General features: G+C 63.1%; 16 protein-coding genes. 10 read left to right on the plus strand and 6 right to left on the minus strand.

Annotated elements, in window-relative coordinates:
• Window positions 1-34 precede the first annotated feature (34 nt).
• Window positions 35-772 (plus strand): NIPSNAP family protein, encoded by a 738-nt coding sequence (locus V6657_RS22500; RefSeq protein WP_048933549.1) that lies wholly within the window; start codon window positions 35-37, stop codon window positions 770-772.
• A gap of 27 nt (window positions 773-799) precedes the next feature.
• Here V6657_RS22500 and V6657_RS22505 read toward each other — a convergent pair whose 3' ends face one another.
• Window positions 800-1,468, minus strand: a complete 669-nt coding sequence (locus tag V6657_RS22505; RefSeq protein WP_048933548.1) for a dihydrofolate reductase family protein — start codon at window positions 1,466-1,468, stop codon at window positions 800-802.
• A 46-nt stretch (window positions 1,469-1,514) separates the two neighbouring features.
• Here V6657_RS22505 and V6657_RS22510 point away from each other — a divergent pair, with 46 nt between their 5' ends.
• Window positions 1,515-1,877: a hypothetical protein gene (locus V6657_RS22510; protein WP_137884526.1), complete on the plus strand. Its 363-nt coding sequence runs from the start codon at window positions 1,515-1,517 to the stop codon at window positions 1,875-1,877.
• Between the two features lie 20 nt (window positions 1,878-1,897).
• On the opposite strand, the gene V6657_RS22515 is transcribed toward V6657_RS22510, so the two are convergent.
• Window positions 1,898-2,755, minus strand: coding sequence for a LysR family transcriptional regulator (locus tag V6657_RS22515; protein ID WP_048933547.1), 858 nt, complete (start codon window positions 2,753-2,755; stop codon window positions 1,898-1,900).
• Between the two features lie 125 nt (window positions 2,756-2,880).
• Here V6657_RS22515 and mdtD point away from each other — a divergent pair, with 125 nt between their 5' ends.
• The gene (gene mdtD, locus V6657_RS22520) at window positions 2,881-4,293 is read left to right on the plus strand and encodes a multidrug transporter subunit MdtD (RefSeq protein WP_048933546.1); all 1,413 of its coding nucleotides are present in this window, start codon (window positions 2,881-2,883) and stop codon (window positions 4,291-4,293) included.
• Between the two features lie 58 nt (window positions 4,294-4,351).
• On the opposite strand, the gene V6657_RS22525 is transcribed toward mdtD, so the two are convergent.
• Together V6657_RS22525 and V6657_RS22530 are read right to left on the minus strand one after the other, a co-directional pair.
• The gene (locus V6657_RS22525) at window positions 4,352-5,710 is read right to left on the minus strand and encodes an ankyrin repeat domain-containing protein (RefSeq protein ID WP_338755648.1); all 1,359 of its coding nucleotides are present in this window, start codon (window positions 5,708-5,710) and stop codon (window positions 4,352-4,354) included.
• 127 nt (window positions 5,711-5,837) lie between these two features.
• The gene (locus V6657_RS22530) at window positions 5,838-6,248 is read right to left on the minus strand and encodes an HU family DNA-binding protein (RefSeq protein ID WP_048933544.1); all 411 of its coding nucleotides are present in this window, start codon (window positions 6,246-6,248) and stop codon (window positions 5,838-5,840) included.
• Between the two features lie 287 nt (window positions 6,249-6,535).
• On the opposite strand from V6657_RS22530, the gene V6657_RS22535 reads away from it, so the two are divergent.
• Window positions 6,536-7,453, plus strand: coding sequence for an EamA family transporter (locus tag V6657_RS22535; RefSeq protein WP_048933543.1), 918 nt, complete (start codon window positions 6,536-6,538; stop codon window positions 7,451-7,453).
• A gap of 8 nt (window positions 7,454-7,461) precedes the next feature.
• On the opposite strand, the gene V6657_RS22540 is transcribed toward V6657_RS22535, so the two are convergent.
• Window positions 7,462-8,283, minus strand: coding sequence for an MBL fold metallo-hydrolase (locus V6657_RS22540; RefSeq protein WP_048933838.1), 822 nt, complete (start codon window positions 8,281-8,283; stop codon window positions 7,462-7,464).
• An 89-nt stretch (window positions 8,284-8,372) separates the two neighbouring features.
• Between V6657_RS22540 and V6657_RS22545 the strand changes: the two genes are divergently transcribed.
• On the plus strand, window positions 8,373-9,344 hold the full coding sequence (locus tag V6657_RS22545; protein ID WP_048933837.1) for a helix-turn-helix domain-containing protein: 972 nt from the start codon (window positions 8,373-8,375) through the stop codon (window positions 9,342-9,344).
• 21 nt (window positions 9,345-9,365) lie between these two features.
• Here the strand turns inward: V6657_RS22545 and V6657_RS22550 are convergent, their stop codons facing one another.
• A complete protein-coding gene (locus tag V6657_RS22550; RefSeq protein ID WP_048933542.1) occupies window positions 9,366-10,160 on the minus strand; it encodes an enoyl-CoA hydratase in 795 nt (264 codons plus the stop codon).
• A 334-nt stretch (window positions 10,161-10,494) separates the two neighbouring features.
• Between V6657_RS22550 and V6657_RS22555 the strand changes: the two genes are divergently transcribed.
• The 5 genes from V6657_RS22555 (at window position 10,495) to V6657_RS22575 (ending at window position 16,635) form a co-directional block, all read left to right on the plus strand.
• Window positions 10,495-11,856 carry a hypothetical protein gene (locus V6657_RS22555; RefSeq protein ID WP_048933540.1) on the plus strand — a complete coding sequence of 454 codons (1,362 nt, stop codon included), beginning with the start codon at window positions 10,495-10,497 and terminating at the stop codon, window positions 11,854-11,856.
• A gap of 268 nt (window positions 11,857-12,124) precedes the next feature.
• Complete coding sequence (gene fae / locus V6657_RS22560) at window positions 12,125-12,649, plus strand: formaldehyde-activating enzyme (protein ID WP_064806650.1); 525 nt, start codon at window positions 12,125-12,127, stop codon at window positions 12,647-12,649.
• An 11-nt stretch (window positions 12,650-12,660) separates the two neighbouring features.
• A complete protein-coding gene (locus tag V6657_RS22565; protein WP_137884528.1) occupies window positions 12,661-13,683 on the plus strand; it encodes an aldo/keto reductase in 1,023 nt (340 codons plus the stop codon).
• Window positions 13,684-13,697: 14 nt separating this feature from the next.
• On the plus strand, window positions 13,698-15,146 hold the full coding sequence (locus V6657_RS22570) for an NAD-dependent succinate-semialdehyde dehydrogenase (protein ID WP_137884529.1): 1,449 nt from the start codon (window positions 13,698-13,700) through the stop codon (window positions 15,144-15,146).
• 154 nt (window positions 15,147-15,300) lie between these two features.
• Entirely contained in the window at window positions 15,301-16,635 is a 1,335-nt protein-coding gene (locus V6657_RS22575; RefSeq protein ID WP_248694645.1) for an MFS transporter, read from the plus strand.
• Window positions 16,636-16,639 lie beyond the last annotated feature (4 nt).

Genomic DNA, 16,639 nt, shown 5'->3' on the forward strand with positions numbered 1-16,639 from the left:
ATCGTGGGTGCATTCCCCCACGCAAAGGTCAAACATGAACGCGAGCATTCAAGACAGGCAACTGGAGGTGATCGAGCTGCGCCAGTACACGCTTCGCCCCAACAAGCGCGATGCGTTGATCGACCTCTTTGATCGTGAGCTGGTCGAGCCGCAGGAAGCGGTCGGGATGACGGTCCTGGGGCAGTTCCGCGATCTGGATCATCCGGATCTGTTTGTCTGGCTGCGCGGGTTTGAGAGCATGCAGACCCGCCTGAACGGGCTGAAGGCCTTCTACGGCGGTGTTACCTGGCAGGCGCATGCCGAGGCGGCCAACGCCACGATGCTGGATTCAGACAACGTACTGCTGCTGCGCCCCGCATGGGAGGGTGCCCACCTGCCCAAGGATGCGACGCCCCGTGCCAGCCGGGACGCAACGGCAATCCCGCCGGGGTTGGTCGACATCACGGTCTTCTATCTGGATGCGCCAGCATCAGCGGAGCTGCTGACGTTCTGCCGTGAACGCATGACCTACGTTCTCAACGTCGGTGGCGCGTGTGCTCAGGGTTGGTATATCACGGAGCCCCGTGAGAACAACTTCCCCCGATTGCCCGTGCGGGCACACGAGCATGTGCTGGTGGGGGTTGCCGTGTTTCCCGACCTCGCACGGTTCGAGGCATTTGGCCGTTCGAACCTGTGGGCGCGTGAGATTGCTCCGCAGTTGGCGCAGTGGCCGATCCGGTCGACCGAGACGCACCGGCTGCTGCCAACGGCGCGCTCGGCCATCCATGCGTAGGCCGAGCGCGGTCGGATCGGAGAGGCCTTAAGCGGCGGCGTCCGCATGCCCCTGGCGCTGCAGGACGACATGCGTGGCCTTCTCCGACGCGACGGATTTGACGCATGTGTATCCCAGCGCGCGCAAGTCCAACCCCTCGAACAGCGGCTCCCCCCGGCCGAGCAGCACCGGCGAGATCGCAATGTGCAGTTCATCAATGAGGCCTTCACGAAGATACTGCCGGATCGTGTTCGGCCCGCCGCCAATCCGCACGTCCTTTCCGGCAGCAGCCTCGCGTGCGCGGTCGAGTGCCTCGCGAATGCCGCCTGTGACGAAGTGGAACGTCGTGCCGCCGTCCATCTCGATGGAGGGTCGCGCATGATGGGTCAGGACGAACACCGGAACGTGGTACGGCGGGCTATCGCCCCACCAGCCTTTCCAGTTCATGTCCGGCCATTCCCCGCGAATGGGGCCGAACATGTTGCGCCCGAGAATCCAGGCCCCGACATTCTGAAAGCCACGGGCAGCGAACTCATCGTCCACCCCGGTCGTACCGCCGTCCTTGCCGAACAGGGCCTGCTGGAATGTGCGCGTCGGGATCAGCCACTGGTGCAGTTCAATCCCGCCATCGCCGAGCGGATTATTGATGTCTTGATTCGGACCCGCTCCATATCCGTCGAGCGAGAGGGTGAAGCCTGCAACTCGAACGCGTGCCATCGGTTTGCCTCCGTGTAGACGTCCAACAGGGATCCGCAGCCGTGCCATGCCTGAAGACGCCTCCGGGAGTGGAACAGCGTCATCCGGCTGCGGCAACTTAAGTGTTCCGCTTCAGGGCGAGGAAACTCCACGTCACATCACCCCGGCCAAGCATGTCTGCGAGCGTGCCGCGGTGATGTTCTTGCTAGCCGGCTTGCGGGCCACAGCGATTGTCTCGTCCGCAGATACGTCGAACATTCGCCGCCCATCCGGAACCGGACCGTGCCGGAGCGACATGACGATTACGCCACCAGCGCGCACCAATCCGGCCACGGCAGACATTGCAGCCTTCCGCTCCGCTTCGTCAAGGTGCATCCAGACCGCGGTGCACGTCGATCGCTTCACCTTTTACCGCTTGTTGCCGTCCTGACGGTATTCAGTTTTCTCTTTTCAATCCGTCCGCCCCGCGCGCAGGTCGCTCTTGCGGATGAGCTGCAGGAGCGTTTCCGCGGGCTTGGTCAGCCGCCGTGCCGACAGCGTGATGAACTCGATTGCCGGCAGGGGCGGCAGCGCATCGACATTGACGGGCGGCACCAATCCGCCGCCGCTCAGGTTTTGCGCACGCACCGTAATACCCAGTCCGCCGCGCGCTGCGGCAATGCAGCCGGAATGGCTGCTGCTGGTGCACACCACGCGCCAGAGCCAGCCTGCCGCAGCCAGCGTGTCCAGCACCACCGAGCGGGTCACACTCGGCTCATTGACGAGGATGAGCGGTAGCGGCTGTCCCACATCGACCACGGTGCCGGGCCGCGCCAGCCATTCGAGCTGACCACTGAACAGCGGTACACCACGCCGCCCGCCTTCGCGGCGCTTGCCGATGATCAGGTCGAGCGAGCCATCTTCGATGCCCTCGTAGAGCTTGCTGGTCATCCCCATCGTGATCTCGAGCTCGACGTCCGGGTGTGTGGCACGGAACGCCGCCAGCAAATTGGGCAAGGGCCCGGAGGCCAGGTCTTCCGATGTTCCCAGCCGAACGCGCCCCTGCAGCCGCGGCGCGCTGAATTGCAGCTCGGCGCGCGCCAGCGATTCAAGGATCAGCCTTGCGTGGACAAGCAACGCCTCGCCATCTGGCGTCAGCGACAGGGAGTGGGTGTCGCGCACAAACAGCCGCCGGTTCACGCTTTGCTCCAGGCGGCGGATGTGATCGCTGACCGACGATTGCGACAAGCCAAGCTGACGCCCGGCATCCGTGAAGCTGCGTGCCGCGGCCACTGTGGCGAAGGTCTGAATCCAGATGGGATTGAGCATGCCGCATTGTCATCGGATTTTCCGATGACAGTCAACGACTCCAGAGGGGTTCCCGATTGGCCAACCGTGCGTAGCATTACGGGTGTTGTCCGGAACGTTCTGGGCAGGGTCACCCAGGATTGCGCATGCACACCGCTTCTTCCTCCGCCGCCAAACAGGATGTGTCTCAGAAGGCCATGCTGTGGATCGTTTTTGTCGGCTTCTTCATGCAGGCGCTGGACACGACGATCGTCAATACCGCGCTGCCCTCGATGGCGCGCAGCCTGGGCGAGAAACCGCTCGACCTCAAATCGGTGGTGGTGGCCTATACGCTGACCATGGCGCTGCTGACGCCGGCATCGGGCTGGCTGGCCGACAAGTTCGGCACGCGGCGCGTGTATTTCAGCGCCATCCTGATCTTCGTTCTCGGCTCAGTGTTCTGCGCCACGGCGCACACGCTGCCGCAACTCGTCATCGCCCGCGTTCTGCAGGGCATTGGGGGCTCCATGCTGCTGCCGGTCGGCCGGCTGGCGGTGTTGCGCAATATCCCGGGCGAGCAGTACATCGCGGCGCTGGCTTTCGTGTCGGTGGCCGGGCAGGTGGGGCCACTCCTGGGGCCGGCCCTGGGCGGATGGCTCGTGCAGGATGCCTCTTGGCACTGGATTTTCCTGATCAATGTGCCGGTCGGCCTGGTGGGCCTGTTCGCGGTGCGACGCTATTTACCGCAGGACGCATCGAGCGTGGTGCCGCCGTTCGACTGGATCGGCTGCGGCCTGCTGTCGATGTGCATGGTGACGTTTTCACTGGCGTTGGAGAACGGCGCGGATAGCCCGTGGAGTGCGCTACTCGTTGCCGTCAGCCTCGTCAGCGCGCTGCTCTATATCCCGCATGCAAGGCGGCGTGCGTCTCCGTTGTTCCGGCTATCGCTGTTTCGCGAGCCCAACTTCAGCATCGGCCTGATCGGCAACCTTTTCTGCCGGATTGGTTCGGGCGCGGTGCCGTTCCTGCTGCCGCTGCTGTTTCAGTTGCAGCTTGGCTATTCACCGCTCCATTCGGGGTTGCTGCTGTTGCCGATTGCCATTGCGGGCATGATCGCCAAGCGCTGGGTCGTGCCCCTGGTGAACCGGTTCGGCTACGACGGATTCCTGCTGATCAACACCTGGATCGTTGGCGTATCCATTGCATCGTTTGCGGCCATGTCGCCGGGCTGGCCGCTGGCGCTGTCGATCCTGCAGTTGTCGATTTTCGGGTGGGCGAATTCGATGCAGTTTGCCGCCATGAACAGCATCACGCTCAAAGGCTTGTCCCACCAGGATGCCGGCAGCGGCAACAGCCTGTTTTCGATGGTGCAAATGCTGGCAATCGGCCTGGGCGTGACGATTGGCGGCGGGCTCGTCAGTCTTTTTTCGGTGAGGCTTGGCGTGGCCGCACCGGCCTACCAACTCGCCTTCCTCACGATGGGGCTGGTGACGGTGCTGTCCGCATTCATCTTCCGCCGGCTGGACGCCAAACCGTTCAATCCTGAGCGCGCTGAGCCTGAGGCTGTGCAAGCACGCTAGTGCGGTTGATTGACCAGCCCCGCAGTCACGGATGCCACCGAGCTGGCTGTGCCGGTACTCAACGCGGGCAGCTATCCGCTTGCGCCGTGGGGCTCTTCTGCTGCAGAAGTTGCGCAACCTCCGGGTGCCCATAGCAGCGTGCGTAGGCAAGTGCGGTGAAGCCCGACGGGGATTTGGCGTTGGGGTCCGCGCCCGCATCCAGCAGCGATTTCGTCAACGGCAGGTCACCATAAGCGGCGGCGCGGACCAGCAGGCTGTATCCCCGAGGGTCGCGCGCGGTGACGTCGGCAAGACGGCTCGACGGCGACATCGCGTTCAACTGATCATTGATATGCCGGAGTTGGGCTTCGGGAATCTTATTCGGTGCTTGAAACAGCACGGTTTTCATGCGCTGGTTGACCTCATCCGGAATCAGCGGCTGCGGCGACATGCCGATCAGCATCTCCAGCGCACGGGTATCTCCCTTGATGGCAACCTGGGCGCTGCTCATGAGCGGTGACGTCCAGACGCCGGTTGCGTGGCGTTGCATCGGCAGCGCATAGCCGCGTTGGATCAAGGTTTCGAGTATGTCCAGGCGGCCGGCATGGATGGCGTCATCCCAGACGGCCATCTCGGGCGGGGCGGGCTCGCGTAGGTCGAGCAGGGTGCGCACGACGTCGATGGGCGCGCGTTTGCGGATTGCAACCGCGATATCCGCGCTTCTCAGTGGGTAGGTCACCCCCGGATCCCGCTGCCACGCGTTGCGGCTCGGGGTGAACTGACTGAACTTGGCTTTCAGCCGTTGCAGGGCTCCCCCGCGCTGCGGTTCCGGTAAATCGACAATGCCTGACCAGAGTGTCGATAGATCTGCCGTCTGCTCCGCGGGTGCCTTGTCGAGCAGGCGATCAAGGAAGATATGAGCCACCTGCGCCGAATCCTCAGGCGTGACACGGCCGTTCCCCAACACTTGCAGAAGGCGCCCGACCTCTCCCCAGGCGTACTTGCCGTCTCGCATTGGTGCGGCGCCGTCGTCAAGCAGCAACTCGATCCCGCGCAAGACCGGCTCCACCTGCAATTGGTTTGGCGCCAGACCGACAAAGAAATCCAGGCGCATGTTATTCAGTTCTGCCCGATCTTCCGGGCGGGCAAGATCGCGGAAAGCCAGCCAGTCATCCTGCCGGAGATTTTCCGTTGCGATTTTCGCCAGCGTGAATACGGTATGCGGGCATTTGAAGAAAGGCTGCAGCGGTTCATTCAATGCACGCAAGCGTTGAATATCGCCGTCAATGACGGCCTCGCATTGCTTTTCAGGTGCCTCCGGGGTTGTCGGCTTTGCTGAACCCGCCGCCATGGCTAGCGTTGCGCTTCCGAGCGCCATGTTCAACACCACGGACAGTTGGGCCACTCGGCGCAAGCGGGCAGATGAAAATGGCGTCACTTAAACGTTCCTTGATCAGGTGGAGACACTGGGCGATGTAGCGCGTTGAGTGTATGACAGGGCTTGCGCGCTCCGGCTCAGCATAAAAAAAGGGGGCCTAAGCCCCCTTTCTTCCTGTTGCGGTGTATTACCCGTTCAGGGCTGCATCCTTGACCTTCTTTAGGGCACGGACTTTCACTCGCACCGTCGCCGGCTTGGCTTCGAACCACTGCTCCAGACCGGTGAAGGGGTTCTTGCCGAAGCGGCGCTTGGTTGCCGGAACCTTCACGGACGTCACCTTGAACAGGCCCGGCAGCGTGAACTCGCCGGCGCCTTTCTTGTGCAGTGCGCCTGTGATGGTGTTTTCCAGATGCAGCAGAACCGCTTTCACCGCCTTGGCGTCAACCTGTGCCTGCTCGGCCAGATGGGTCACCAGGGCCGATTTGGTGAACGTGTCCTTCAGCGGCTTGACGGATGCCGTGGTGGCGGCAGGCTTCTTTGCCGGCGCGGCCTTCTTCGGTGCTGCTTTCTTTGCTGCTGTTTTAGCTTTGGTTGCCATAGGAGTATTCAGAAGTAGGTGAATGGGCCAGCAAGGTTTTAGCGTATCGCACCGCGCGATACGCTGCAAGAAAGGATAGCAAAACTAGCGCGGATCGAATGTAGAAATCACGGGTGATGAGCGCAGCCGGCTTGCTCGCGAGGCCATCCGACAAGGGGTTTTCCATCCGCAGGGCAGGTAGCGCCATCGCCCACACTTTGGCCGAGACCGAACCGTTCCCGCTAGGGAAACGCCCCGGCCCGATCTACGATCCCCTGCATTGAGACACCAGCGGCGAGGCAATTCAGGTGCAAAAGACCGACACATCTGCGACCGGCAATCTGAACGGGCTGGCCTTGCTGCTTGTTCTATCAAGCTTGTGGGGCGCGTCGTACACGTTCATCCGGATCGGCGTGGAGACCATTCCGCCGCTGACGTTCATCGCGGCACGAACGCTGATTGCAGGCGCGCTGCTACTGCTGTGGATGCGGTGGCGTCGCATTCAGATGCCGCGCGATCGGGCCGTCTGGGTGCGCTTTGGTGTGCAGGCGCTGCTCAACAGCGTGATTCCGTTCACGCTCATCGCATGGGCGGAGCGCTCCGTGGGGGCGGGCCTGGCCACGATCCTGAACTCCACGTCGCCCGTGATGGTGTTCCTGGGGACGGCGCTGATCACCCGGCACGAGCCGGTGTCCTGGCGCAAGCTCGTGGGCGTGATCGCAGGGTTTGCCGGGACGTGCATGGTGATTGGCCCGAGCGCCATCGAAGGGCTGGGTGGTCAGCTCATCCCGCAGTTGGCGATCGTGGCGGCGACGGCTTGCTATGCCGGCGCCGCCATCTACGGCCGATCTTTCAAGGGGTTGAACCCCGCTGCACCTGCCGCAGGGTCGTTGATCGTGGGTGCGCTGCTGCTGACACCCGTCAGCCTAGTGGTCGATCGGCCTTGGGAGATTCACCCTTCCGCGCGCTCGTTGATGGCGTTGGTTGCACTGGCGGCATGTTCGACGGCCTTGGCCTTCGTCATCTACTTTCGGCTCATTCAGGTGCTGGGGGCGATCGGCACCACGGCGCAAGCCTATCTGCGGGTTCCGATTGGTGTCGGGATCAGTGTGGTCTTCCTGGGGGAGTCGCTGGCGCCTTCGGCCTGGCTGGGGCTGGGGCGCGTCGTCGCGGGTGTTGCAGCGATGTCGATGCCGGTGCGCCTGACGCAAGCGCAGCGGACGTAGGCTGCAGGTCAGGCAGTGGCTGTTGTCATCTGTGGGCTGCCCTGCGTTTCGGCACGATCGAGTTCCAGCGTCTCGCCATCGGCCGGGATGCGCAGCCGTGTCTCGACCCCGGCTGCCTTGGCGGCGCGCTTGAGGCCCTCGCGCGTCACGGGGCAGTGGCTCAGTGCTTCAAGATGATTCGCCACCACGATGCCGGGCGCCAGGCGCGTGAAATCGATGACTTCCTCGATGCCCATGATGATCTCTCCGCCGAGATCGAAGCGCGCACCGCCAGCAGGCACCACGCACACTTGCGGACGGTGTTGCGCAACGAAGTCTTCGACGGTGGGCGTGAGCACCGTGTCGCCGCTCAAGTACAGCGAGGGCTCTCCGGGGGCTTCGATCAGGTAACCGACGCCATGCTCCATCAGCCGGCCCACGAGCCCACGGCCGTGTGTGCAGCGCACTGTGCGTATCGTGCCACCCAGGAATGGGCCCGGCTGCACATGCTCCGGATGTAGTGGCTGCACGTTCAGGCCGCGTTGGGCCAGATGCTCAGCATCATGCGGCGTGCAGAAGACGGGGATCCGACGCTCGCGCAGCCATCGCTTGGCTGCGCGGTCCAGGTGGTCGAAATGACCGCGCTGGCAGTGCGTAATCAGGCAATGCGTTACGGATTCCAGCGCTGGCCCGGCAACGTCGGGCAACGCGACCAGCGGATTGCGTTGCCGCGTGCCGGACAGCCGCAGTGGCGGCAGCGCATGTCTGGGCGCGAGCATGGGGTCGATCAGGACGCGGTTGGCGCCGATCTCCACGATGATGGTGGCGTTGCGTAGCTGTTGGATCTTCATGAACACGTCTCCCAAGTACGCGTTCATTGTGTCGAGGTTCGCCGACTGCCAGAATGGCCGAATTGGACAAATTCAATTCAATTTCTGCCATGCCTGGACCGCTTCGGATTGGCTTGCTTCTCTACCCGCATTGCATGCCGGCGGGCTTGCTGGCGTTCTCAGATTTGCTTCATGCCGCCAACCGGCGCGCTGGGCGTGCGATCTTTGAGCTGCGCTACGTTGCGCTGCAGCCCACCGAGATCGCTTGCGGGCATGGGCTTTCTCTCCATGCCACGCATGGGTGGGAGGCAAAGGCGTTTGACGCTTTACTGGTGCCCGGCTTCTGGGCTGAGTCCGCTGCGCAGATCGAAGCGGTGCTCGGCGCAAACGCGGCGTTGATCAAAGCGCTGACGCTGCTTGACCGCAGCAAGCGGCTTTGGGGCTACTGCACTGGCGTTTGTCTGTTGGCGGCCAGCGGCAAGCTGAACGGCCAACCGGCCACCGTAACGTGGTGGGCGGCAGACGCCATGCAACGGCACTACGGCAAGGTCCGTTGGCAGGCGGAGCGCAGCTGCATTGTCAATGCACGCACGGCAACGGCGTCTGGCGTAAGCGGCTACCTTCCCATCGCCCAGGCACTGATCGAGCAGCATGTGAGCGCGGAAGCCTTGCATGACCTGATCAAGCTGATGGTGCTTCCGCGTCCGGCCCAGACACACGAGGCATTCCAGTCGATGAGTCTGATCCAGCAAGGCAGCGCGATGCTGCGCAGGCTGCACGCGCTGGTGGGGCAGCTTCCGGCGGAGTCGATCACCGTAACGAGGCTGGCCGATGCGCTTGGCATGTCAGCGCGCACACTGGCGCGCAAGGTGATCAGCGAGACGGGTGTCCCGGTTGCCGAGTATGCACGCCGGGTCAAGCTGAATCAGGTGAGCGAGCGTCTTGTGTTGACGTCTGTGCCGGTCAGCACCATCAGCGCAGACCTCGGATTCAGCAGCGACTCGAACATGCGGCGCATGTTCAAGTCCCTGACGTCGATGACGCCTGTTGAGTACCGCGGGAGGTACTCCCGCAGGTCGTGAGGGGGGCATGTCGGAATCTGTTTACCCCCGCCACTTGGCCGGCCGCTTCTCCAGAAACGCGTCAATGCCTTCGCCGGCATCCTCTTCCATCATGTTGCGCGCCATGACATCGCCAGCGTAGGCATACGCATCGTCCAGCGCCATCTGCCGCTGCCGATAGAACATCGCTTTGCCATAGCGGATGGCGGTGGGGCTCTTTGACAGGATGTCGGCCACCTTGCGTGCCACGGCCTCGTCAAGCGCTGCATCAGGCACGGCCTCGTTGATGAGGCCCCAGTCGGCAGCCGTGGCCGCGTCGATGAAGCGGCCCGTCACCAGCATGTCGAACGCGCGCTTGGCCGAGACGTTGCGCGACAACGCCACAGCAGGCGTTGAGCAGAACAGGCCAACGTTGATGCCCGAGACCGCAAACCGTGCCGCATCGGATGCAATCGCCAGGTCGCAACTGGCAACGAGCTGGCAGCCCGCAGCAGTGGCAATGCCATGCACCCGCACGATGACGGGCACCGGCAGGGCCTGGATGGCCTGCATCACCACACTGCAGCGCGCAAACAGCGCTTGGTAGTAGGCAAGCTGCGGTGTGCCGCGCATTTCGCGCAAATCGTGCCCGGCGCAAAACGCCTTGCCCGCGGCGGCCAGCACCACGCAGCGCACGCTGTCGTCTGCCGCAACGTCGTCCAGGGCACGCTGCAGTGCATCCAGCATGGCTTCAGACAGTGCGTTGAACTGCAGTGGGCGGTTCAGCGTGAGGGTGACGACGCCTTCGTGCGCTTCGCGCAGCACAAGCGCGTCCATTGTTGTGGAGTGGGATTCCATGAGTGCACCTCCTACAAGGGGAGTGAACACGGAAGTCCGCCACTCCGCAACCGCGCAGCGCCTGTACGGCGCAGAGAAATGCTTGGAGACGTTGAGGCCGGTGCTGCCTTCAGGTCAATACAGTGTGTACGAGAAGTTGATTGTGTCCAGCCTGGAGCAGGGCCGCATGCAGCATGCATGAGCCACGGCGCCGGACTGCGCGTCTGCTCTGGTCGTGCGAGCTGTGTTATGCCGCCGGCGCATGACTTCATCGTTTTATCTTCGTTCAGCCCGGCGTGCTGCTGTCACAGACTTTCTTGCTGCTGTTCACCCACAACAACCACAAGGAAGAAAGATGACCTCGCAGTTCTCTCCTCGCGCGCCTGCCGCGCTGGCCCGTTCCCTTCGCGTGGCGGGTGTTGCCGCGCTGTTTGCCGCATTGGCGGTGCCGGCTCAAGCGGCCTCACCGCTAGCGACTGCCGATCAGATTGCGCTCGACGCACTGGCCGTGCAGATCAACCGGACCAACGGCTATCCGGTGCTCAAGGCGGAGGCGAAGGCCGCCTACGCTTTGGCTTACGGCGGCAATGTCAGCGCTGAAGCGGCAAACCGTTTGGACAACGCCATCGACGAGCTGGCATTCAGCGCCATCCAGAAGTCGGTCAACGGCGATCCGTTCAACCCCAAGGTGTACTGGGTGGATGCCCCGCCGCGCAACTGGCCCGGCGTGAGTGTGCCGGGCGGGCGCTACTCCTATGACAACCCGGACAACATCTATCGCACCATCCCGATCGATGGTTCGTCGCGTTATGTCATCAAGGGCAAGCGCACCTATCCCGGCCCGACCGATGTCACGTTCTCGCTCATCAGCAATCCGAACTCGCAGCAGACCGTGGCCATTCTGACGGGCCAGGATCTGGTGGTGGATAGCGACGGCACGTACACCATTACGGTGGACAACACGCCAGCCAACGGCCGCGTGAACCATATCCAGTCCAACGGGCAGGCGCGGCAACTGTTCATCCGCAACAACCTTGGCAACTGGAATACCGAAACGCCCGACACGCTGAGCGTGCAGCGCGTGGCGGATGGCCGCAGCTATCCGGCCAAGGGTGCGTTTGCCATCGCAGCGGATGCTTGGATCAATCTGCAGGAATCCATCCTTGACTACGGCGTGGGTGCGCTGGGGCTCAAGACGCATACCAACCCGGCGAACACGCTGTCCAGCCCGTCGATCTCGTCCACGCTGGGCACGCTCACCACGCAGGCCAGTTCGTTCGGTTACTTCAAGCTGGCAGATGACGAGGCGCTGGTGGCCACCGTGCAGACAGGTGGGGCAGGGTACGTGGTCTTTCCGGTGACGGACCCATGGCTGGTGACGGTCGACCCGATCCGCCATCAGTCCAGCCTGAACAACGTGCAGGCGGCACCCAATGCAGATGGCAGCTACACCTTCGTGGTGTCGACCCAGGACCCGGGCGTGGCCAACTGGATCGATCCGGTGGGGCTGCATGAAGGCACCATCATGGTCCGTTGGCAGAACCTGCCGGCCACCAAACCGCTGGCCGGCGGGCCGTCCATCCAGACCCAGGTGGTGAAGCTGAGTAACCTCGCCAATGTGCTGCCGGTCGGCACGCGTTATGTGAGCGCCGCTCAGCGGGCCCAGCAACTGACTGACCGGGCCGCGGGGTATGCGCGGCGTCTCGCCATCCAGTAACCCAACGAGGAGGGGCGGCTTCGGGCACGCCCCTCCCTTTCCTCTCCTGCCATGGGGCATGCCGTAGCGTTGCCCCACGCTTTCCAGGCCGGCTGATCCGCCTCAATCGCACGCGTTACCTCCCTCCATAGATCAGCCACGCCGCAGCCCTGGGGCGAGTCCCGATATGCGGACCTCGCATACCCCGTCATCGAAATTTGTCGCTTCCCGGGTGGATTCGCGCGCCGACACAATGGCCGCGCATAACCCTCTTGAACGTGACATCGCAATGACTTCCTCCACCCAAAAGCAGCTCTACATCGGCGAAGGCTTTGAAGGCCCCGGCGTCAATCTCGCGCACATCAACGTGCTGGTTGGTCCGCGCAATGGCCCTGCTGGCCAGGCGTTTTCCACCGCACTGGCAACCCCGTCGGCTGGCCATGCACCGTTCGTCATCATTGCGCAGCCGGGCGTGCCGACCAAGCCGCTCACGCTGTACGTGAACAAGGCGCCGATTGAGAGCGACTTCCACGGCAACGCCACATGGGGTGCCTCGCAGGCAGGCATCGCCAAGGCGGTGGCTGAAGCGCTGGAAAACGGCACGCTGCCGCCGGAAGCGGAGAACGACTGGGTGGTCGTGTCGGCCAACTGGGTGAACCCCAAGACCGACGATCTCGACGCCGTGTTCGAGAACAACTACAAGGCCTGCCGCAACGCGATCGTCGCTGCCATGGAAGGCCTGCCGCGCAAGGAGGCGGTGTTTGCCGCCGCGCGTGACGTCTCCAACCCGTTCTACACCCCGAAGAAGGGCTGAGGAGACCCAAGATGGAATACGTCCGCCTGGGCCAATCCGGCCTGAAGGTGTCGCGCCTGTGTCTGGGCACGATGAACATGGGCACGCCGCAGTGGAAGCCGTGGATCTTTGATGAGGCGCAAAGCGAGCCCATCGTGCGTCACGCGCTGGAGGCCGGCGTCAACTTCATCGACCTGGCCGACTTCTACTCGACCGGTGTCGGCGAAGAGGTGGTTGGCCGCATCCTGAAGCGCCTTGCGCGCCGCGAAGAGCTGGTCGTCACCACCAAGGTGGGCTACGACATGGGCAACTACCCCAATGCGGGTGGCCATTCGCGCAAGCACATCCTCGACGGCATTGATGCGTCGCTCAAGCGGCTCGACATGGACTATGTCGATGTCTACATGCTGCATTTCTTCGATGTGCACACGCCTGTTGAGGAAACCATGCGCGCGATGCACGACGTTGTAGAGGCTGGCAAGGCGCGCTACCTCGGTGTGTCGACCATGTACACGTGGCAGTTCGCCAAGATCATGCAAGTGTGCGAGCGCAACGGCTGGCACAAGCCGATCAACATGCAACTTCAGCTCAACCTCGCTTACCGCGAAGAAGAGCGTGAGATGGTGCCGTACTGCATCGACCAGGGGGTTGGGGTGTCGGTGTTCAGCCCGCTGGCACGCGGCCTGCTGACGTGCGAGCCGACATCGACGCGCAATCAGACCGACTTTTTTACCGCCCAGATGTACGGCGATCCGGCATCGCTGGCGATTGCGGAATCGGTGGCGAGGGTGGCCAAGCGTCGCGGTGTGCCGCCCGCACAGATTGCGCAGGCATGGGTGCTCAGCCGCCCGGGCATCGCCAGCATGCTGGTCGGTGCGGATTCGGTTGCGCAGTTCGACAGCGCACTTGGCGCGCTCGAAACCAAGCTGAGCGAAGACGAGCTGTACGAACTCGACCGCAACTACACACCGTGCGACCTGATCAACGACTACACGGCCGGCAAGCGCTGCGCACGTGAGGGACGTCCGGCGCAAGGCGCCTTTGCGGCAGACTGAAGGAGCACGACACCATGAGCGAATTTCTCAAGACCGGCCACTACATTGGTGGCGAATGGTACGAGCCGCAGGGCGGTGCAGCCACCTACGCGGTGCTGAACCCCGCAACGGGCGAAGCCATTGCGCAGGTTGCCAAGGGTGGCGCTGCTGAAACCCAGCAGGCCATTAATGCCGCCGAGCGTGCGCTACCGGCCTGGCGCGCACTCACCGCCAAGGAGCGCGGCGCACGGGTCAAGCGCTGGGGCGAACTGATGCTCGAACACCGCGATGCACTGGCCGAGCTGATGTCGCGCGAGCAAGGCAAGCCGCTGCCAGAAGCCAAGGGCGAAGTCGCGTATGCCGCGAGCTTTCTGGAGTGGTTTGCCGAAGAAGCCAAGCGCATGTACGGCGACGTGATCCCCAGCCCGAAGCCGAACGCGCAGATTGTCGTCACCCGTGAGCCGATTGGCGTGGTGGCAGCCATTACGCCGTGGAACTTCCCGCTGGCGATGATCACGCGCAAGGCGGGCCCCGCACTGGCGGCCGGTTGCACGATGGTGCTCAAGCCGTCGGAAGAAACGCCGCTGTCGGCATTTGCGCTGGCCGTGCTGGCCGAGCGCGCGGGCGTGCCGGCCGGCGTGTTCAACGTCGTGTCGGGTGACGCGGTGGCCATCGGCACGGTGCTCACGGGGTCGGAGGTCGTGCGCAAACCGTCGTTTACGGGCTCGACACGTGTGGGCAAGCTGCTTGCCAAGCAGTCGGCCGATACGCTGAAGAAGCTGTCGCTGGAGCTGGGTGGCAACGCACCGTTTATCGTGTTTGATGATGCCGACCTGGATGCAGCGGTGGAAGGCGCCATGGCTTCCAAGTTCCGCAACACCGGGCAAACCTGCGTGTGCGTGAACCGCTTCCTGGTGCAGGACGGTGTGTACGACGCGTTCACGCAAAAGCTGGCGGCGGCGGTCAGGAAGCTGCGCGTGGGCAATGCGCTCACGGGCGAGGTCGAGCAGGGGCCGTTGATCAACGCGGCAGCACTCGCCAAGGTGGAAGCGCACGTTGCCGATGCAACAGCCAAGGGCGCTGCGGTGGTCACTGGCGGCAAGCGCCACGCGCTGGGCGGTACGTTCTACGAGCCGACCGTGCTGACCGGCATGACGTCTGACATGTTGATTGCCGAGGAAGAAACGTTTGGCCCGGTGGCTGCATGCTTCCGCTTCAAGACCGAAGAAGAGGCCATTGCCGTTGCCAATGACACCCCGTTTGGCCTGTCCGCGTACTTCTACACGCGTGACCTCGGTCGCGCATGGCGCGTCTCGGGTGCGCTGGAGAGCGGCATGGTTGGCGTGAACGACGGCATCATCTCGACCGAAGTCGCCCCCTTTGGCGGCGTGAAGCAATCCGGCCTTGGCCGCGAAGGCTCGAAGTACGGCATCGACGAGTACGTCGAACTCAAGTACACGCTGATGGCTGGTCTCGGCCGCTAAGTCGCTCCCCCAGCGATTGCGCCGCGCATCGTCTCCAGATGCGCGGCGCTTCCTTTCCCCTCGCCGTGGCGCTCCACGCCCGCGCGTCATCAATAAGAAATCAAAAAGGAGAGCCATGAGCCATTCAAATGCTCAATATGTCGCTGACGGCGCAATGCCGCAGTCGTCTGCGGCACCGCGCCCGCAAGGTCGGGTCAACCTCGACGACGTTCCGCTGAACCGCTTCCACATCAAGATCGCCGGCCTCACGTTCGGCGCGCACCTGACCGAAGGCTATGTGCTGGGTACGGTTGGTTACGCGCTCAGCGCCATGGGCAAGCAGATGCCGCTTGATCCATTCTGGATGGGGATGATCGGTAGCTCCGCGTTGATCGGCATCTTCCTGGGCAGCCTCCTGTTTGGCCGTCTGTCCGACATCATGGGCCGTCAGAAGATCTTCCTGACGAGCTTCTTGATCATCACTGTCGCTTCGGCAGCGCAGTTCTTCGTGACATCTCCGATGGAGTTGTTCCTGCTGCGTATCCTGATCGGTATCGGGATGGGCGGTGACTTTTCGGTTGGTCACGCGATTCTGGCGGAGTTCTCACCGCGCAAGCATCGTGGGGTATTGCTGGGCTCGTTCAGCGTGATCTGGACCGTGGGCTACGTCGTCGCCAACGTGCTCGGCATGGTCTATGCACACGCCTCGCCGGATTCCTGGCGCTGGCTGCTGGCCTCGGCTGCGTTGCCTGCCGCCATCATCCTGCTCTTGCGCATGGGAACCCCTGAATCGCCACGCTGGCTTGCCGGCAAGGGCCGTGTGAAAGAGGCCCGTGACATCGTCACCAAGTTCTTTGGCCCGAACGTGGTGCTGGACGGTGCCGGTGAGCATCATGAGAACGTGGGTTTCGGGCGCCTGTTCCGGCCGGATCTGATTCGCCGCACGCTCTTCAACTGCGTGTTCTTCATGTGCCTGGTGATCCCATACTTCGCGATTTACACGTTCTTGCCGACGATTCTCTGGACGATCGGTCTGTCGCAAGGCTTTGGAACGGATCTGCTGCTCAATGGATTCCTCGTGTTGGGTGCGTTGATCGGTATCTGGCTCACGATCGTGCTGTCGCGGCGGGGATTCCTGATCGGCTCATTTGCGGTGACCTGTGTGTCGTTGCTGGCGCTGGCGTTGCTGCCGTCTACCGCATCGGTTGCCATGATCATCGCCTTTGCCGTCTTCACGCTCACCATGTCGGCATTCAGCAACCTCGTTGGGGTGTTTCCTCCAGAGTGCTTCCCGACGGAAGTACGGGCAAGCGGCGTTGGCCTCTCGGTGGCGTGCAGCCGGCTGGGTTCAGCGGTCGGTACGTTCCTGCTGCCGGTCAGTATCACGACCCTTGGCTTTCAGGCGACGATGTTTGCTTTGGCCGGCGTGTTGCTGATCGGGATGATCGTGTCGATTGCCTGGGCACCGGAGACAAAGGACTTGACACTCAACCAGGCCGCCGGCCACTGAGTGT

It is taken from the genome of Ralstonia sp. RRA (assembly GCF_037023145.1).
GTDB lineage: Bacteria > Pseudomonadota > Gammaproteobacteria > Burkholderiales > Burkholderiaceae > Ralstonia.

Bases quoted from the DNA above. Each gene is read 5' to 3' on its own strand.
- V6657_RS22500 (WP_048933549.1), top strand. From the start codon at position 35: ATGAACGCGAGCATTCAAGACAGGCAACTGGAGGTGATCGAGCTGCGC.
- V6657_RS22505 (WP_048933548.1), bottom strand. From the start codon at position 1,468: ATGGCACGCGTTCGAGTTGCAGGCTTCACCCTCTCGCTCGACGGATAT.
- V6657_RS22510 (WP_137884526.1), top strand. From the start codon at position 1,515: ATGCCTGAAGACGCCTCCGGGAGTGGAACAGCGTCATCCGGCTGCGGC.
- V6657_RS22515 (WP_048933547.1), bottom strand. From the start codon at position 2,755: ATGCTCAATCCCATCTGGATTCAGACCTTCGCCACAGTGGCCGCGGCA.
- mdtD (WP_048933546.1), top strand. From the start codon at position 2,881: ATGCACACCGCTTCTTCCTCCGCCGCCAAACAGGATGTGTCTCAGAAG.
- V6657_RS22530 (WP_048933544.1), bottom strand. From the start codon at position 6,248: ATGGCAACCAAAGCTAAAACAGCAGCAAAGAAAGCAGCACCGAAGAAG.
- V6657_RS22540 (WP_048933838.1), bottom strand. From the start codon at position 8,283: ATGAAGATCCAACAGCTACGCAACGCCACCATCATCGTGGAGATCGGC.
- V6657_RS22545 (WP_048933837.1), top strand. From the start codon at position 8,373: ATGCCTGGACCGCTTCGGATTGGCTTGCTTCTCTACCCGCATTGCATG.
- V6657_RS22550 (WP_048933542.1), bottom strand. From the start codon at position 10,160: ATGGAATCCCACTCCACAACAATGGACGCGCTTGTGCTGCGCGAAGCG.
- V6657_RS22555 (WP_048933540.1), top strand. From the start codon at position 10,495: ATGACCTCGCAGTTCTCTCCTCGCGCGCCTGCCGCGCTGGCCCGTTCC.
- fae (WP_064806650.1), top strand. From the start codon at position 12,125: ATGACTTCCTCCACCCAAAAGCAGCTCTACATCGGCGAAGGCTTTGAA.
- V6657_RS22565 (WP_137884528.1), top strand. From the start codon at position 12,661: ATGGAATACGTCCGCCTGGGCCAATCCGGCCTGAAGGTGTCGCGCCTG.
- V6657_RS22570 (WP_137884529.1), top strand. From the start codon at position 13,698: ATGAGCGAATTTCTCAAGACCGGCCACTACATTGGTGGCGAATGGTAC.
- V6657_RS22575 (WP_248694645.1), top strand. From the start codon at position 15,301: ATGCCGCAGTCGTCTGCGGCACCGCGCCCGCAAGGTCGGGTCAACCTC.